At 35.7% G+C, this 18,081-nt stretch carries 7 protein-coding genes; all 7 read left to right on the top strand.

Features of this window, described 5'->3' with window-relative positions; genetic code table 11:
- Positions 1 to 785: 785 nt before the first annotated feature.
- The 7 genes from ACFFIT_RS01260 (at position 786) to ACFFIT_RS01230 (ending at position 18,030) form a co-directional block, all read left to right on the top strand.
- Positions 786 to 3,473 (top strand): inverse autotransporter beta domain-containing protein, encoded by a 2,688-nt coding sequence (locus ACFFIT_RS01260; RefSeq protein WP_385875636.1) that lies wholly within the window; start codon positions 786 to 788, stop codon positions 3,471 to 3,473.
- Positions 3,474 to 4,889, top strand: a complete 1,416-nt coding sequence (locus ACFFIT_RS01255) for a hypothetical protein (protein WP_385875634.1) — start codon at positions 3,474 to 3,476, stop codon at positions 4,887 to 4,889.
- A gap of 110 nt (positions 4,890 to 4,999) precedes the next feature.
- Positions 5,000 to 6,160: a hypothetical protein gene (locus tag ACFFIT_RS01250; protein ID WP_385875632.1), complete on the top strand. Its 1,161-nt coding sequence runs from the start codon at positions 5,000 to 5,002 to the stop codon at positions 6,158 to 6,160.
- A 62-nt stretch (positions 6,161 to 6,222) separates the two neighbouring features.
- Positions 6,223 to 7,350 carry a hypothetical protein gene (locus ACFFIT_RS01245; RefSeq protein ID WP_385875630.1) on the top strand — a complete coding sequence of 376 codons (1,128 nt, stop codon included), beginning with the start codon at positions 6,223 to 6,225 and terminating at the stop codon, positions 7,348 to 7,350.
- 143 nt (positions 7,351 to 7,493) lie between these two features.
- Positions 7,494 to 8,618, top strand: coding sequence for a hypothetical protein (locus ACFFIT_RS01240; protein WP_385875628.1), 1,125 nt, complete (start codon positions 7,494 to 7,496; stop codon positions 8,616 to 8,618).
- A 323-nt stretch (positions 8,619 to 8,941) separates the two neighbouring features.
- Complete coding sequence (locus tag ACFFIT_RS01235; protein ID WP_385875627.1) at positions 8,942 to 13,948, top strand: hypothetical protein; 5,007 nt, start codon at positions 8,942 to 8,944, stop codon at positions 13,946 to 13,948.
- A 503-nt stretch (positions 13,949 to 14,451) separates the two neighbouring features.
- Complete coding sequence (locus tag ACFFIT_RS01230; RefSeq protein WP_385875625.1) at positions 14,452 to 18,030, top strand: Ig-like domain-containing protein; 3,579 nt, start codon at positions 14,452 to 14,454, stop codon at positions 18,028 to 18,030.
- The last annotated feature ends 51 nt before the right edge of the window (positions 18,031 to 18,081 follow it).

Below are 18,081 nucleotides of genomic sequence, written 5' to 3'. Positions count from 1 at the left end.
AATTGGTTATTTAATCTATCTTATTCAATAATTTAAATTATTTATGATATAGGTAATGTGCATTTTAGTGTTAATTGATGTTTAATGATCTGAACGGTTTAGAGTTTATGTCAAAAAGTTGTTAATGGCCAATTATAATGATCTAATTCCGGATAATAAGTTTGATCACCCATGTTGATCCTCCCTGCCTAAAACATTGAATTTATTTAAATGGGAAATAAATTCAATTCAAGTATAAAGTTATATTGATTGACAAAAGTTAGTTCAGTATTAGTTGTCTGTATTTACTCCATCAAAGTGGAATGTTAATACGATAATTTCTAGATTTATATATTACTTCTAATTGCAGGAATGCTATTAAATACTTTTGCCATTTATCTATTTTAAGCGAAAAAATGCTCATTGTTATGTTTAATTGAAAATTAATTCCATTGTATTTTGTTAATATAAAATTCAGCTTTGTAACTGTTTATAATTTTATTTTATTTTAAGTTTTAGAGATGTTGAAGTGTATGCAACTTGCTATCTATTGTTGAATTTATTGCTGATATATAGTTTTTATTAATTTATATATTTATTTGTTAATTAATTTATTTAATGGGTGGCATGAGATAATTATAATTGTAAATATTTAGTTTTACACTTTCATTTAACTTGTTTTTTACTATAATAGTATTAAATGATTAGTTGAATGGAATAACTTTTCATTTTTAATTATAGTTAAATAATTACCTGTTAGGTATATATTTAATTTTTATCTTTTCATGGACGATTAGGGATTTAAAGTGGCTAAAATATTCCTTAAAAAAAATAGAATAAATAAGCTTTTATTTATTCTATTTATTACAACTACACATATTGCATATGCAAACTTAACGAATGCTTCTGAGCAAATCAATACATCTGATCAGCAACACGTGATAAATGAGCAAATGTCAGTTTATCAATTAGCTCTTGCAGAAGAAATTGATGTCAATGAACTCATCAAATTAAATCCTAAATTAAATACAAACAGCCTTTTATACGAGGGAGATGTCGTCGTTTTGCCTAGTATTGCTAAAAGCATTATAGAAATGAAAAGGAGTACTGGCCAGACCGATGAAACGTCAACGATATTACCTGAATTAATGGCATCATCAAATACCCCCCCAGAATCACATAACGAATTATTGGAATTCGTGCCAGGATCTCATCTAATTTCCGGTGAAACGGAAGAAAATTTGGCTAATGTTGCTAAGTTTTCTGCAGAAGAGGACTGGAGAAATTACACAGGTAAAAAGCTGACTGAAAAAATTAAACAACAAAGCATCAATAAATTAACCAGCGAAGTCAATCAGGAATTGACCCAAAATGCTCAAGCATTTTTAGGAAAGTTCGGAAAAGCAGAAATTAGCCTTTCCATAGATGAGAAAGGTAAATTAAACAAACCCGAATTAAGATTACTTTCTCCTCTAATCGATGAAAATGAACATCTACTTTTTAGCCAGATAGGTGTACATGATCAGGACTCAGGAAAAGATGCGAGAACAATCGGTAACTTTGGTCTCGGCTATCGATACGAAACCCCAGACTATATAACAGGTGTTAATACGTTTATTGATCACGATTTTACCGGCGTTAATACACGTTTAGGCTTAGGTGCTGAATATTGGACCGATTCACTTAAATTCGCTGCTAATACTTATATGCCTCTGTCTAATTGGAAAGAATCCTCTATTATGAAAAACCATGAGGCGCTAATTTTCGATGAAAGACCAGCTAAAGGCTTTGATTTAAGAGCTAAAAGCTACCTCCCTGACTATCCTCAGTTAGGAGGCTCTTTGATGTATGAACAATACTTTGGGGATGAAGTCGCTTTATTTGGAATCGATAAGAGACAGAAAGATCCATATGGATTGTCTCTTGGAGTCGATTATATGCCAGTCCCCTTGGTTAAATCGACTGTAACTCATAAAGTCGGTAAGGCGGGACAAAAAGAAACTAAAGTTGACTTAGGCTTACAGGTCCAACTAGGCACCCCAATTGAAGAACAGCTAAATCCAGACAATGTTAGACTTGCTAGAAGCTTAAAAGGCAGTCGCTATGATATGGTTGATAGAAATTATGACATTGTTTTTGAATACAAAAAAGAAGATTTTTCAGTCGCAATATCTGGCCCCGATTCTGCGGTTGCTGGCAGTGAGGTGATGATAGATTCAAATATATCATCACGTGCAGCTATTTCAAACTATGAATGGCTGATCACTAAGCGTGATGGGCAGCGTTTACCAGAATTACAAAAAAAATTAAATGAGTCAAATAGCTCTAGACTTTACTTCTACATAGGGAATGAGGACGTGTTTGTACGCTTAAAAGTGACCACGGATAGGGGACATCAGGCCATCTCTAAAGCTCATCTAGTCAAAAGTAAAATGAATGAATCTCAATCTATACTAGAGGGGCGTTTTAATGCTGAGGCAGTCAAATTCAGTGATTATGACTTTAATATTCCCCATCAGATTGAGATTATTAATAAAATTTCAGATAGTCATAAAATTGAAATGCTATTCACCGCAATCAATGATAAAGGAGAACCTGTTGATATCAGCGAGCTCAATAGTGTCGAACTACTGTGGAAACATGTTGGGGATATTGAGTTTCAATCGATAGACAAAATTCAAGATGAAGTCAAATTTTATACGATACGCGATATCAATACGCCTTCACAATTAAAAATTTATGTGATTGCAGATAAACAATTCATCGGAGATTTAGGTGGAACGAAAAGTTTAGATTTTGCGATTATTTCTACACTAGGCAAAGCGGTTAATGCTCAGCAACTATTAACGTTCACTTATAGCGATAATCCTTTAATGAGAATAGGTGTCGATCCTCAAAATATCTTAATTGAGCTCAAAGAGTACCAGACTGAAAAAGTCATTTCACAAAGCGGACTGATTAATGGCGCTGCTTTTGAAAATGCATTGGAAAACATCCTTCCCAATAAGCAATATGAAGTTAAGATTTTTAGTCGTAAGGATCCTTTAAATCAACCAGATATGATGAGGGAAATTACTCCTTTATATTACGACAGTATTGTTTGGCTATATTGGGATCCTGTGACTCAAAGTGAAGTGAGTGCAATAAAAAATAAAGCGATTGTTCATTTAGATGATGAAAATCGGTATTACCGAGCTTTAGAAGGTTGCAGGGGGGCATCTGTATTCCACACTCAAAGCAATAACTATTTTTTCAATGAAATTGCGTTTAATGAATTATTAGCGCTAGATAATCAAAAAACAGAGAGGAAAACTAAAATTATTAATGAGCAAGGATTAAGGCTCGCTGTGCAGTTCGATCTGACGGCATTTAATTTAAATGGATCGAAAAAGCTCCTCTGTGAACCACCAACTGAGGCTATAGCCCCACTAGAATATAGTGGTTATGGGGAAGATGGCAACAAAAAAGCACTGTTATGGAATGAGGTTCAATAAATGAAACAGATAATGAGAGAGGAAAATAAAAAAAATATTTTAAGTAAGCACATTGCGGTTATTATGGCAACAAGTTCAATTTTGTTCAGTGCACAGCTTTATGCATCTGACTCCAATGAACCTAATAATATACAACTGAAAGTCGATCCTAAGTATAGATATTTATTCCCAGATACTGATGTGAATGCTCTAGAAAAACAAGGGGCATTTGATTTAAGTGGTGAGGTTTCTTCAGTAGTTTCCACTGCTTCTAAGCCGCTTTTAGGAACATCTCCTGGAATAAGGACGATAGCCATGGTTGATAATTCACAAGGACAATTAGAGACCTGTTCTCGAGTTTCGGTAAACTATCAAGTTATTGATATTGACGGGGATTGGGATGCATCAAAAACGGAAATGAATGCCCTTTCAGAAGATAAAACATTTACTTATATTCATTATAAGACAAGCGACAAAATTCTTTTTGGCTTTTTACCTAAAAATGGCGGTTACGATGACATTATCTGGGTCACGACTGAACATCCTGAAATTTCTATTTCGAGTAATAAAGTTGTATTAGAAATTCCACCTACCTTGAATGTTGATGGTGTAAAAATTTCTACCGTTGGTATGAAAGTGGTCTATCAAATAACTCCTTGGACTATGATTGGCAGTATGCCATTTACCCTGAAATACGACGATCCTGTCTTCGTAGATGACTTATCTAAAGGAAAATTCTTAGAGCCAGGAAGTGATTCTGGTGATATGTCACTTGAGTATTCTCCTCAATGGTTTATGCAAGATCTGGTCAGAGGTGAATTTACGTTTCCTGGATTATCGCAAAAGCTATTAGAGAAAAGAAGCTTTATTACGTCTTTAGGCACTGAAATTAAGGAAGGTAATACAAATAATTGTAGTCAAAACAATCAAATAATTACGGTTAAAATTTATCCTGAAGATAATCCAGATAAAAATATATTAGCAAATAAGTCTGATCCTCACCTAAGTATTGCCGAAAACTTAGAAAATAAACCTAAATTATTTAGCTCAAGGGCTTATTTAGCAGAAGTAAATATCCAATCTTTAGAAGGAAAAACACGACTTCTGACTTTGGATGAATACAATCAAAGTCCATTTACTTGGCATTTATATTACCCAATAAATGAAAGTTGCCTGCAAGGAAAATGGAATAACCCCGATCATCAAAGTAACTTAAGTGCAAGTTGTTTAAATGTTTATGATATTCCCGTCAATAGCGAAGAAAACTCTGAACGCTTTGGAAGAGAAACTATTGACCAAGGAGGAGTGACCTATGTCAAGTATGCTTGGCTGCAATTACAAGATACGAATGAAAATGCATTAACTTCAACAACCTTAGAAGGTTCTGAACAAGGGGCCCTTATGACTGTGAGTTTTTCCTTAGATGACCAACAATGAGTTACTTGTGTTGAATAGTCAAAATGGAACAACGTTATAAGGCATTGCTTTAATTACGCCTTTTTTTTAGAAAAATAGGAATAAAATAGTAAAGACTTTTAGGATAAATCATGAAACCTTGTATTTTAAGATACTTTTTTGCAGTTGGAATTTTACTCAACAGTGCTTGGTTCATCAATGTTCATGCCAATAACTATTTTGAGTCAGATTATTCAAATCAAATATACGGTCATAAGCCTATTATAGAATCTTTAGGGGTGGTCATTGTCAAAGCTAAAGATAATCTTGGAGGGGCTTTAGGGATCCCATTTGAACAAGAGGATGGTAATAAAACAGATCCTCAAGTGGGTGATACCCTTTATGTACCAGTGCATGTAAGTGAAGCGATTAAAGCGAAATACCCTAATGCTTATTTTAAGGGAAGTTTTCAATTTGAAGATTGGGATAAAGATATATCCAATGAAGAAGAAATGGCATTAAAAGTTGAATGGTTCGTGATTGATCCAGCTCAATCAGTGAATGATTTAGATGGTTTAACTCCTGTTTTGAGCGGAATTAAACACAATGATTTAGGTATTGGGTATACCGTTGCACCTGATGATTTAGGTAAAAAAATTGTGTTTAGAATTACCCCAATTGCACAAACAGGGATGCCTAGGGTCGGTGATTATCTAGACGTATTAGACATATCAAAACTGAGCGGGCAACGTTATCCTGTAGATACGAATAATAAAATAGATCCTAATCAACCTGTAATTTCAGACGATAACATGGGAGAACATCCTCATATAGGCAGTAGTATCGTTCAAGGCAATGGAGAGGACTATCTCATCTTTATCTTGGATAAAAATGGTCAGCGTGTTGATGAGTTTGGCACAAAAGTTCTAGTCAATAGTCAGTACAGAGCAAAAGTGATGAAAGCACCTACTACGCAATTTAACGGTGATAAGAATGATCTTGATGTCAGTGAGGAGTTTAAAAATAATATTGTTTGGGAACTCCATAAAAAACTCGATAACGGTAAATTTGAACGAGTTGCCAGCACTGGATTGTCTGAGAGTGCAAAAGGGAATTTAAGTGATATTAGAGGAAAGGGAACTTATGATCCAATGATTGCACCTGGTTCCTCCGTAGATTTAAGACTTGATGAAGGCACGCTTTTATTTAAAACACAATTAGATAATGAAACGGCACTTTATCAAGGTGAGCCCAACTTTTCAGAACAAGGATTGGTCTTAAGAGCGATTCTTGTTATTGAAGAAAAGCAATAAATAATTATTTAGATAATTATTTATGAATTATTAGTACGTTTAATTATTTTATGGAGCATTGAATGAAAAGGAATTATTTTAAGAAAACTGCCGTAGCTTTAGCTGTATTTACAAGCTTCATGGCTTCTCCAGTTTTTGCTGCACAAGTATTTAAGTCCACATATACTCAACCTATTGAAGGTTTTCCACCTATTATTAAAAGTGTGGGTGCGCAGTTGTATTTACAAGAAGACCCAACGAAACCATATGAAGGTGGAACGGATAAACCTTCAGTTACAATTCGTGTTGGGGATATTGTTCGTGTTCCTACACACCTTAAAGAAGAAGCTTATTCTAAATTTTACGAGGTATACGATTTAGATAAAGATACTGAAGATAAGAAAAATATCGTTCTTAACTTTGAGTGGTATTTACTTGACGAAGGTGCAACAAAAATTGATGCTTCAGCCAAGAAATTGGGTGTTAAAGATGGTGTTTCTGGCAATCCAAATGACTTAGGTCAATCTTATGTAGTTGGTCCAGATGCAATAGGTAAACAAATTGGTTTCCGTATCAAGCCTTATACACAAATAGGTCTTCCTTTAGAGGGAACTTATTTAGATGTACCCAATATTGCTTATTTAGGGGGGCAAGACTACCCTGTGGATGAAGAGGGTAATCCTATCCCAGATTTACCACCAGTAGATAAACCTGAAGAGTCTAACCCCGCTATTGAAGATAAACCTGTCGTACCAGGTAAGCAATACCTAGTTCAAATCTTTGATGTTAAGACTCAAGAAAATCTTGGTGGTCAGAAAGTTTTTGTTAATCGTGAATATGGTGCCAGAGTACTTGTACTTAATGAAGAATCAAATTCATATGAAGACAAAACAGACGAATATAAACAATACATTACTTGGAATCTCTACTATACCGACAGTAATGGACATAACAAACGTGCGGAATACATGACTGCAAAAGGTTACATGAATGTGCCTTCGGATGAAGAAGCATTAAAAGACTTTAATCCTGACGAGGCAACTTATCAACCGGATGCATCAGTCCAAGCACGATTTGTGAACCAAGACAATACCGTATTTAAAACGCAGGTGAACAATGAAGGTACTATTGATGCATTAAAAACACAAGGTCCAAACTTCTCTGATCAGGGGCTAAACTTAAGGGTTAATTTAGTATTGCCAGGTCAATAAGCTAGACTGAGTTTATTTTTCACCTAAATTAGATAAAAGGATATCTAATTTAGGTGTGTTTAATAAGCATTATGTGTTACCAAAAAGCACTGTCTTTTAAACGTATTAGGTTGTAATTTCATGACACCAAAAAGGAATTAGTGATGAAAATAATGATAAAAAGGACTTTAGTTGCCATCGCATTAACCTCTGCGCTTACTTCTACTGGTTTCGCAGCGACCATTTCTTCTTCTCCTCTTGTTGATAGTAAGATTCAAGGGTATAGACCATACATGGCGGCTATCGGATCTAATATTGTGACAGGGGGAAAAGCAGATCCGAGTAAACCTGGATACATCCTACCACAGGTAGGGGCAATCATTGAAATCCCTTCTTATGCAGAAAGTAATTTATTTCGTTTCGTAGATAAAGATGGCGATCTTGTTGCAAAACTAGGTAGCCAGTTTACATTACCTAATGGCAATACAGTTACCGGTAAAGAGGAATTTCTAGTCGATTGGTTTGTCATAGAGCCCAAGGATGGATTTAAATTCCCAGATCAAATTGGGGATGAACAAAATGTTGCAAGTTGGGATGATTTAGTTGCTGTCAAAATTGAAACTGATTTTGTGGCTGGTAACAAAAACAGTCATTCTCTTATTGTTCCTGAGTCTGCATCAGGTAAAAGACTTGGTTTTATCGCGACACCGACCTCTGAAAACGGGTATCCAAATAAAGGTACACCAGTTAAGGCATGGGATTTGAGTAAAATCTGGACGCAAAAAGAAGTAGTCGATCCAGGTGAATGTTTGATAGGTTCGACCGATCCTAGCTGTACTGAAGAAGGAAAGCCAGATGGTGGAGATAATCCTACCGGGGGCGGTGGTTCAATCAGTGCGCCTGAAGGTTTTATCAATATCTTTAATGCTAGAACAAACACAGTAGTTAAATCTGGAGATCCTTTAACTGTTGATACTACCTACTATGCAGTAATTAGAATCAAGTCATCTGATGGTGTTTCTTATAGAGATCCGACAGAAGAAGAACTCAATACCATAAAATGGAACATTGTAGATCCGACAGATTCTGAAACTATTATCGCAAGTTACACAGTTGAAGATACTGAAAGCGTTAATAATGATAGTGACTTAGTAGGCCCAGGTGGTGCTAAAGTGTATGAATTTAGAACGCAAAAAATTAACGCTGACGCAAAAGATCCATTACAAATAACACCGCCAAATTATTCAGAACAAGGATGGGGACTAAAAGTCACTATAGAAACTGAATAGATAATGTAGGTTAAGTTTATTTGAAAATATGCCTAGGCTTTATTTATTTTTCACTAATAAAAATAAATAGTACTAAAGAGATTTTCTTAGGTATTTTTTAAAAGCCTGTTACCTGTCATTTGATTTTACGCATCAGGGAACAGGCTTTTTTGTAAAGATGAAGAAATTGCGATTAACTCGGCTGACTAAGTAGGTTTTACCAAGCTAACTCAATGGAATTGAATGAAATGCTAACCTGATATGAAAATGTTTCATTATTTACCTAATCTTGAAGGTATTTTTTCTTGTACATGGATTGTTTATAGACGATGGGAAGTAAATAAATGTCAACTAATCATTTTTCACTTAGATATATATTAATGATTTTAATCACCTTGATTTTTTCTAGAGGAGTTTTTGCTGATACACTCAGTAAATCAACAAATGACTCAGAAATATTAGGATTTTATCCTTATATGAAATCAATTGGGACTTTGATGTACCGTTCACCAGAAGAGGGAAATAGGGGAGCTTTTGATGAACATGGCCGAAGAATACCTACGGTAGGTTCCATTATAGGTTTTTATGATAACTCATGTGGGCAAATTACGAAAAATGTTGAACAAAATACTTCCTCTTCTAAGGTAAATACTCAATGGGAAAAATTTTTTTCATATGATGATTTTGATGAAGATGCTTGCTCTACATCGACAGATCATATAGTTGAATGGTTTATTATTGATACCCCAGATATTTCTTTAATTAAAAGCTGGGAAGAAATAGAAAATGTTGCCATCAGTATTAATAAAAGGTACCCAGAGGCGATAATTCCGGCCAATTCAACAGCAAGTACTGAGAGCACTTCATTTAATACCAATAATGAAATTCCAAATGAAATTCCACTGAGTGGTAAATTTACTACTGCAGTGAAAATTCCTGAGGCAGCATTAGGTAAATACATAGGTGTGACTTACACTCCAAAATCTGAGATAGGCCAACCCCGAGATGGTAAGCCAATTAAGATTTGGGACTTGAACTATTTTTATGAGCAGTTACCGCCCTCTAATCCTGGAATTGTGTTAAATAATCCAAATAGTCTAGCTACGGTGCAAGGTGAAAAAAATACCATTAAGCAAGGTACAGGAGGAGGAAAAGTACAACCAAATCCAGAACGACCACGCATAGATAATATTTCTATTTCCGGTATATACTCACCAGGTCAGACGTTAGAAATAACCTACGATTTTTATCCTTTTCCTGATACGTTTCCATCATTAATCTCTGATATTTATGATCATTCAGTGTACGTATGGGGTGACAGTGAAGAGTCGCGATATGTTGCTAATCAATATGATGAAACACTCACTTTAGAAGAAAATAAGGCAGCCTTAAGTGAATTAGTCACATTAACACAAAGTAAAACACTGGTGCTAAGTCTCGATGATATCGGTCATGTGGCTGAGTTTTCTATTTTGCCACTTAGGCGTTCTGAGCAAGATGCTATTCCAATTGCTGGAAATATTAAAACCCATAAATTGGATGAATTTGAAGAAAAAATTGAGCCGTTAGTAAGACCTCAAGTTTCCAATATCAAACTAACCGATTGGCCTTTAATTGGTGAGCCTATTTTTGCAACGTATCGCTACACACCAAGTAACAGTACTAAATCTTATGACGCATCCTATTATAAATGGTCCTACACTATTAATCAGGAAGAAGAAGGGGCTGAAGAGGTTGTTTTAAAAGAAGGATATATTGTCACTGATCCTACTAACATTCCTGATTATGATAATCCTGTTCCTGCACCAGATTCAGGACCCATAGATATAGAAAGAAATTCACTTCGTCTGGACGTTGATAATCAAGAAGGAATTGTTGGAAATGTTATTAAATTACGTATTGAAGCGTTTGACGGTTTTGGATTGAAAGGAAATTGGGCTGAAAAAGATACTAATTTGTATGGTGAAGAAAATGATATGTTTGGTATTCGATTAGTTCAATATAATTACGGTGGGTCGTTTCCCATTATACCTCAATATGGTAGAGGGTACCCTACCACAGGGTTTGCTGGAGCTAATTTCCGATTATTTGCGGAAAACTTTAATATAACAACTAATAGACAAAATTGGACTTGGAAAGTCGTTCAGAATGAAAAATCTGCTTCTGTTGACGAAACAGGGATGGTGACATTATTAAAAATACCACCTAGAAATAGTGTCGTTAGAATAACTGCAACTAACAAAGCTGATCCAACGATTGTAAGAAATCACTCTTTTACCATTAATAAATGGTTGCTTACGTTTGATGAATTAAGTAAAGGAATAAAAACATATAATTTCTTAAATGCAGAGGCACTTTGTCGTGATTTTAGACGAGAAGATGTCGCGAATGCAGTGTTACCTACAATAGAAGATTTAACTTCTGTTACAGTCGATCCTAGAAATGATTTACGCAGTAAAGGTGCAAATGGCTCCAGTGAAGGAAGAAAAACTATTTATAACTTCCCAAGTAATGATTTCTATAGTCAATGGGGGAATCTAATTTACTATAGAACACCGAACTTAGTCTCGGGAGGTATCACAACTACAAGGTCATTTAGAAATAGTGGTCGATATATGTGGACAAGAGATACTCATCAAAGAACAGGGCAGGCAATGTATGCTGGGAATGTTGGTTATGGTGATTGGCTTGCTACACCAAATTCTAATATGATGTTAAATGCTGCCTGTATAATCTATTCTGATAATTTCATGCCAGAGGAGCCGGATTATATAGAAGGACCAATGGCTGGGATTAAATTAACAAATAACGTGTATACAAATCGTAATGTAGGGATCCCAACCGAGCATAAATATGGCGAGGGTTTTCCAACCATAGGATTTAATGGCGCAATATTTAATTTATTTGCTGAAGATAAGCCTGGTACGTCTTATTTTAACAGTAACAATATCAGTAGAAACCGTCAATGGAGTTGGAAAGTAGATGGGGGGGAGATAGCAACTAATACTCAACCGTCCAAAAATGAATATGTTTCCGTTTCTTATCAAGGCCAAGTTATTTTGTTAAAAAAACCACCTAGAAATAAAGTTATCAAGATAACTGCTGTGAATGGTCAACATCGAAAAACTCACTCTTTCACTTTAGATAAGTGGGTGATAAGTTTTAGAGAATTGAATAATGGTGGGGGAGCGAGAACGTTTACTTTGCTCGAAGCACAAAAAATGTGTCATGATTTTAAACGAGATGACATTAAGCAGGCTTATTTACCAAGTTTAGCTGATTTAACAGCCATTCCAGTTGATCCTGCTAATGATTTAAGAAGTAAAGGTGCTGGTTCATCTCAAGGTTATGCTCAGGTATATAAATTCCCAAGCTCCGATCTTTATAGTCAATGGGGGAGATTAGATGACTATAGGATAGCAGATGTAAATACTGGTAAACTGACTGGAATAACGTCATTTGTCAGATCAGGAAGTTATCAATGGTCAAGAGATAGCCACCCAAGAATAGGTCAAGGGATCCACACGGGTAATAGTATTTACGGCGACTGGTTTGCTAATCCTAACTCTAATCAGAAGCTTAATGCGGCTTGTATCGTCTATCTTGATGAGCGTGTGCCATCAACACCCGAGTTGATGAAAGATCATATGGCGGGTATTAAACTGACTTATAATGGATATCCTAAGACTCAAATCGGTTTTAATCCAGAGCATGAGCATGGTAAAGGTTTTCCTAATGTAGGATTCAATGGGGCGACTTTTAACCTATTTGCTGAAGATAAACCGGGTATGTCTTATTTTAACAGTAATAACTTAAGCAATAATCGTCAGTGGAGCTGGAAAATTAACGGAGGGGAATTTGCAACCAGTACTCAGCCATCGAAAAATGCCTATGCTTCAGTCTCATATGAGGGACAAGTGATATTGTTTGCTAAACCTCCTAAGGATTATGTGATAGAAGTGACCGCACTTAATAGCATACAGTTAAAAAAACATACATTTACTATTGATAAATGGATGTTAAACTACCAGGAATTAAGCGGTGGAGCAAAAACCTATAATTTACTTGATGCAAAAAATCTATGTCATAATTATAAAAAGGAGGGGTTAGGACAAGCCTTTTTACCAAGCGTCTTGGATTTAACCTCAGTACCAGCCGATCCTGAAAATGACTTGCAGAGTAAAGGGGCAGGTGGTTCAGCTGAAGGATTTAGTACCATTTATACTTATCCTAGCACCGACTTTTATAGCCAGTGGGGCAGACTAGATAATTACCGTGCAGCAAGTCCTGAAACAGGTAAGCATCTTTCTATGAATGCATTCCCAAGAAGTGGTTATTATCAGTGGACTCGTAGCCACCATGAAAAAACAGGCAAGCCGATTTATACGAGTAATGGTGCGTATGGTGACTGGTTCTCTACACCTAACTCTAATCAATTACTCAATACGTCTTGTGTTGTTTACTCAAATGGTTTTGTGCCCGAACAACCTCCTTATAAGGAGGCTCTCATGGCCGGAATTAAGTTAACGAATAATAGTTATCCCAAAACACAAATAGGATTTCCTACTAAATATGAATTAGGTAAAGGATTCCCAAGTGTTGGTTTTAACGGAGCTGCCTTTAACTTGTTTGCCGAAGATGAGCCAGGCTCGGATCGCTTTAATAGTAATAATATTACTAATAACCGTAACTGGACTTGGCAGGTTGAAGGTGGGCAAATCGCTAAACCTAACTTCCCTTCATTTAATAAGTATGTCTCTGTGACATCTGATGGATTAGTTGTATTATTAGCGAAGCCACCGAAAGGTCATATATTAAAAGTTACGGCAATTAGCGGTGCTCAAAGAAGAACCCATACCTTCTCAATTAACAAATGGTTATTGAACTATCAAGAGTTAAGTGGCGGAGCTAGAGGGTATACTTTCACTCAGGCGCAAAATCTATGTGCTAATTTTAAACGTGAAGGGTATGAGCAAGCTCAATTACCGAATCGACTAGATATGACGACTGTCCCTGTCGATCCTGAAAATGACTTACAAAGCTTAGGTGCTAATAATTCTGCTGAAGGATATAATACTGTTTATAACTTCCCTAGTGGTGACTACTTTAGCCAATGGGGTAATCTGGATAATTATAAATTAGCTGATCCTTTGACAGGTAAATTACTTTCTCCAAATGCTTTCCAAAAATCAGGAAACTATCTTTGGACGAAAAGTAAGCATGCTACAACCAAACAACCGATTTACACAGGAAATAATGCGTTTGGAGATTGGTTTGTATCCACTAATCCTGAGCAGCTAACAAATGCAGCGTGTATTATTTACCAAACAGGTAAAACCAGAAGCCAATAGTCACGCTAGCATTGTAAATTGACATAGTCCATTATGTTTGAATAAAAAACCTCATTTATGGTTGATTAAATCATAAATGAGGTTTTTTCATTAATTAGAGGCCTTCTAGTTTATTGAATAGTATCTATGTTATGCATTAAATGGCACTCTAAAAAATTGGTTTAAATAATTTCCTTGTTAATTCACAAAATTTTCCTATCTCAATTAATTCACCGCTGTAATTCACTAGTTTTACATGTAAAAACCGAAATATTATTTTGAAGCGTCTATAATCGAATTTTATGGCAAAAGTGCTTTTAAATTGACATCTTGTGTGATTAAATTACATTTTGTAAGTAAAAATATGTTTGGGTTAATTTTTTAGATTAATTTCGTCTATGCAATAAAATTATTAATGTATATAGCATTGATTACAATGCGTATTTAACATTAATTAGGCTTAGATTGAATAATTATCTTTTTTCACAAAGTAAAATTGTTGTTTTAAATTATAGGAAAATTATATGAGCTTAAGAAATCTTAATGCGATTGATATGGTAAATAATAATAGTGATAAAATTCTTCAAATATTTAATCAAGGGATAACAAATGGCAATACCCCTAAATTAATTGGAGTCGGGGCCCCAAATGACACAGTGACAGTAACTAGTAAAGATGGCAGGATAACGTATGGACAAACACTCATTGATAGTCATGGGAATTGGTCACTAGAGATGCCAGCATTAAAAGATTCGACGTATGATTTATTAATAACTTCAAAATTATTTAATGATTCAACACATCAAATCAAATTTACCCTCACAGTAGATACAAAAATACCATCAACTCCTACGATAGATAGCGTGATTGAAAATCTTGGGTTGCCATCAGGGATAGTGAAAAATGGCGGCAGTACAATAGATAATCGATTGGAAATTAGGGGCAGCAAAGCAGAAAAAGGCGCTACAGTGCTGATTTATGGGAATGTGAGGGGATATCATAGCTTAATCGCTGAAGTGGTTGCAGACAATAGTGGCAAATGGCAAGTGCAAGAAGTCATTTTACCCGTAGGAACATATGATTTAACTGTGACAATGCTGGATAAAGCAGGTAATGAATCCCAACCTAGTAAGCCTTACGTCGTTGAAGTCGAAACAGGGATACAGCAGCCTTATGGCTATCCATATATTATCCAAAACATTAATGGTAAAGATCATCTTTTCACAGGGGGTTTAGTTGAAGGTAAGAAATTTGCGACTAAAATTGCTGGGAATGCTCCACGTGATGCATTAATAGTAGAGATTTTTGATAATGGTGCACTTTTAGGAAAAGCATCTGTAATAAATGGAAGCTGGACGCTGAATTTACCGAAAGGCCTCTTAGCAGGTGTTCATGAAATAAGTACCATTGTTAAAATGCGAGGTAATGGCAGCGAAGATATTATGTCCAGTAATATATTTCATGCAGTGGATAATATTGTAGAGGCGAAAGTACTTTACAGTGAAAAAGAAGGGACAGGATCAGTGATCCCAGTATTGAATCAAGGGATAACAAATGATAATACGCCTAAGTTAATTGGGGTTGGAACCCCAAATGCGACAGTCACTGTGACCAGTAAAGATGGCAGAATAATCTATGGGCAAACAGTGATAGATGAAGAGGGAAATTGGTCACTAGAGATGCCTGCATTAAAAGATGCTACGCATGATTTATTGATAAAATCTAGTTTACAAAATGAGAACTCAATCGGTTTGCCTTATATACCAAGTAATCAATCCCAATTTACCTTTACAGTAGATACGAAAATACCCCCAACTCCGAAAATAGATAGCGTGATTGAAAATCTTGGGTTGCCATCAGGGATAGTGAAAAATGGTGGTAGTACAATAGATAATCGATTGGAAATTAGGGGCAGCAAAGCAGAAAAAGGCGCTACAGTGCTGATTTATGGGAGTGTGAGGGGATATCATAGCTTAATCGCTGAAGTGGTTGCAGACAATAGTGGCAAATGGCAAGTGCAAGAAGTCATTTTACCCGCAGGAACATATGATTTAACTGTGACAATGCTGGATAAAGCAGGTAATGAATCCCAACCTAGTAAGCCTTACGTCGTTGAAGTCGAAACAGGGATACAGCAGCCTTATGGCTATCCATATATTATCCAAAACATTAATGGTAAAGATCATCTTTTCACAGGGGGGTTAGTTGAAGGTAAGAAATTTGCGACTAAAATTGCTGGGAATGCTCCACGTGATGCATTAATAGTAGAGATTTTTGATAATGGTGCACTTTTAGGAAAAGCATCTGTAGTTAATGGAAGTTGGACGCTGAATTTACCGAAAGGCCTCTTAGCAGGTGTTCATGAAATAAGTACCATTGTTAAAATGCGAGGTAATGGCAGCGAAGATATTATGTCCGGTAATACATTTCATGCAGTTGATAATATTGTAGAGGCGAAAGTACTTTACAGTGAAAAAGGGGTGACAGGATCAGTGATCCCAGTATTGAATCAAGGGATAACAAATGATAATACGCCTAAATTAATTGGGGTTGGAACCCCAAATGCGACAGTCACTGTGACCAGTAAAGATGGCAGAATAATCTATGGGCAAACAGTGATAGATGAAGAGGGAAATTGGTCACTACAGATGCCTGCATTAAAAGATGCTACGCATGATTTATTGATAAAATCTAGTTTACAAAATGAGAACTCAATCAGTTTGCCTTATATACCAAGTAATCAATCCCAATTTACCTTCACAGTAGATACGAAGATACCCCCAACTCCGAAAATAGATAGCGTGATTGAAAATCTTGGGTTGCCATCAGGGATAGTGAAAAATGGTGGTAGTACAATAGATAATCGATTGGAAATTAGGGGCAGCAAAGCAGAAAAAGGCGCTACAGTGCTGATTTATGGGAATGTGAGGGGATACCATAGCTTAATCGCTGAAGTGGTTGCAGACAATAGTGGCAAATGGCAAGTGCAAGAAGTCATTTTACCCGCAGGAACATATGATTTAACTGTGACAATGCTGGATAAAGCAGGTAATGAATCCCAACCTAGTAGGCCTTACGTCGTTGAAGTCGAAACAGGGATACAGCAGCCTTATGGCTATCCATATATTATCCAAAACATTAATGGTAAAGATCATCTTTTCACAGGGGGTTTAGTTGAAGGTAAGAAATTTGCGACTAAAATTGCTGGGAATGCTCCACGTGATGCATTAATAGTAGAGATTTTTGATAATGGTGCACTTTTAGGAAAAGCATCTGTAGTTAATGGAAGTTGGACGCTGAATTTACCGAAAGGCCTCTTAGCCGGTGTTCATGAAATAAGTACCATTGTTAAAATGCGAGGTAATGGCAGCGAAGATATTATGTCCGGTAATACATTTCATGCAGTGGATAATATTGTAGAGGCGAAAGTACTTTACAGTGAAAAAGAAGGAACAGGATCAGTGATCCCAGTATTGAATCAAGGGATAACAAATGATAATACGCCTAAGTTAATTGGGGTTGGAACCCCAAATGCTACAGTCACTGTGACCAGTAAAGATAGCAGAATAATCTATGGGCAAACAGTGATAGATGAAGAGGGAAATTGGTCACTAGAGATGCAAGCATTACAAGATGCGACGTATGATTTATTGATAAAATCTAGTTTAGAAAATGACATATCAATGTATTTACCCTATGATTCTACAAATCAATCTCAATTTACTCTTACTGTAGAGTCAACAGGCCAGACGATAACATCTTTTGATAATATGATTGATGAGGTTTTGTCACTTGTTGTTGAAAATAATGAGAAAAATGCTGATGTGGATCATGTTTTTGCTTCAATACACAACAATATTCAGATGAATACAGGGGATCATCTGAAGTTAGACTCTGGTGATGAATTTGACTTTTATCAATTGAACCAAGACGATTTATTAGTAGATGGTTCCGAGTTAGAGATAAATAAGGATGAATTAGTTAATATTGCAATCAATGATGAAGTTAAAATATTATCTGATGGGGTTTCTTTATATTCATCTATCCCATTACAATCCTTAGCCAGTGGATTATTTAATAATGAATTAGCAATGGATTTGTAATTATTTAGCATTTACCTAAAACTCTAGTTCTATAGAACGGAGTTTTAGGTA

Origin of the sequence: Thorsellia kenyensis (assembly GCF_042432445.1) — a bacterium.
GTDB lineage: Bacteria > Pseudomonadota > Gammaproteobacteria > Enterobacterales > Thorselliaceae > Thorsellia > Thorsellia kenyensis.
This window is presented reverse-complemented; position numbering and strand designations above follow the sequence as displayed.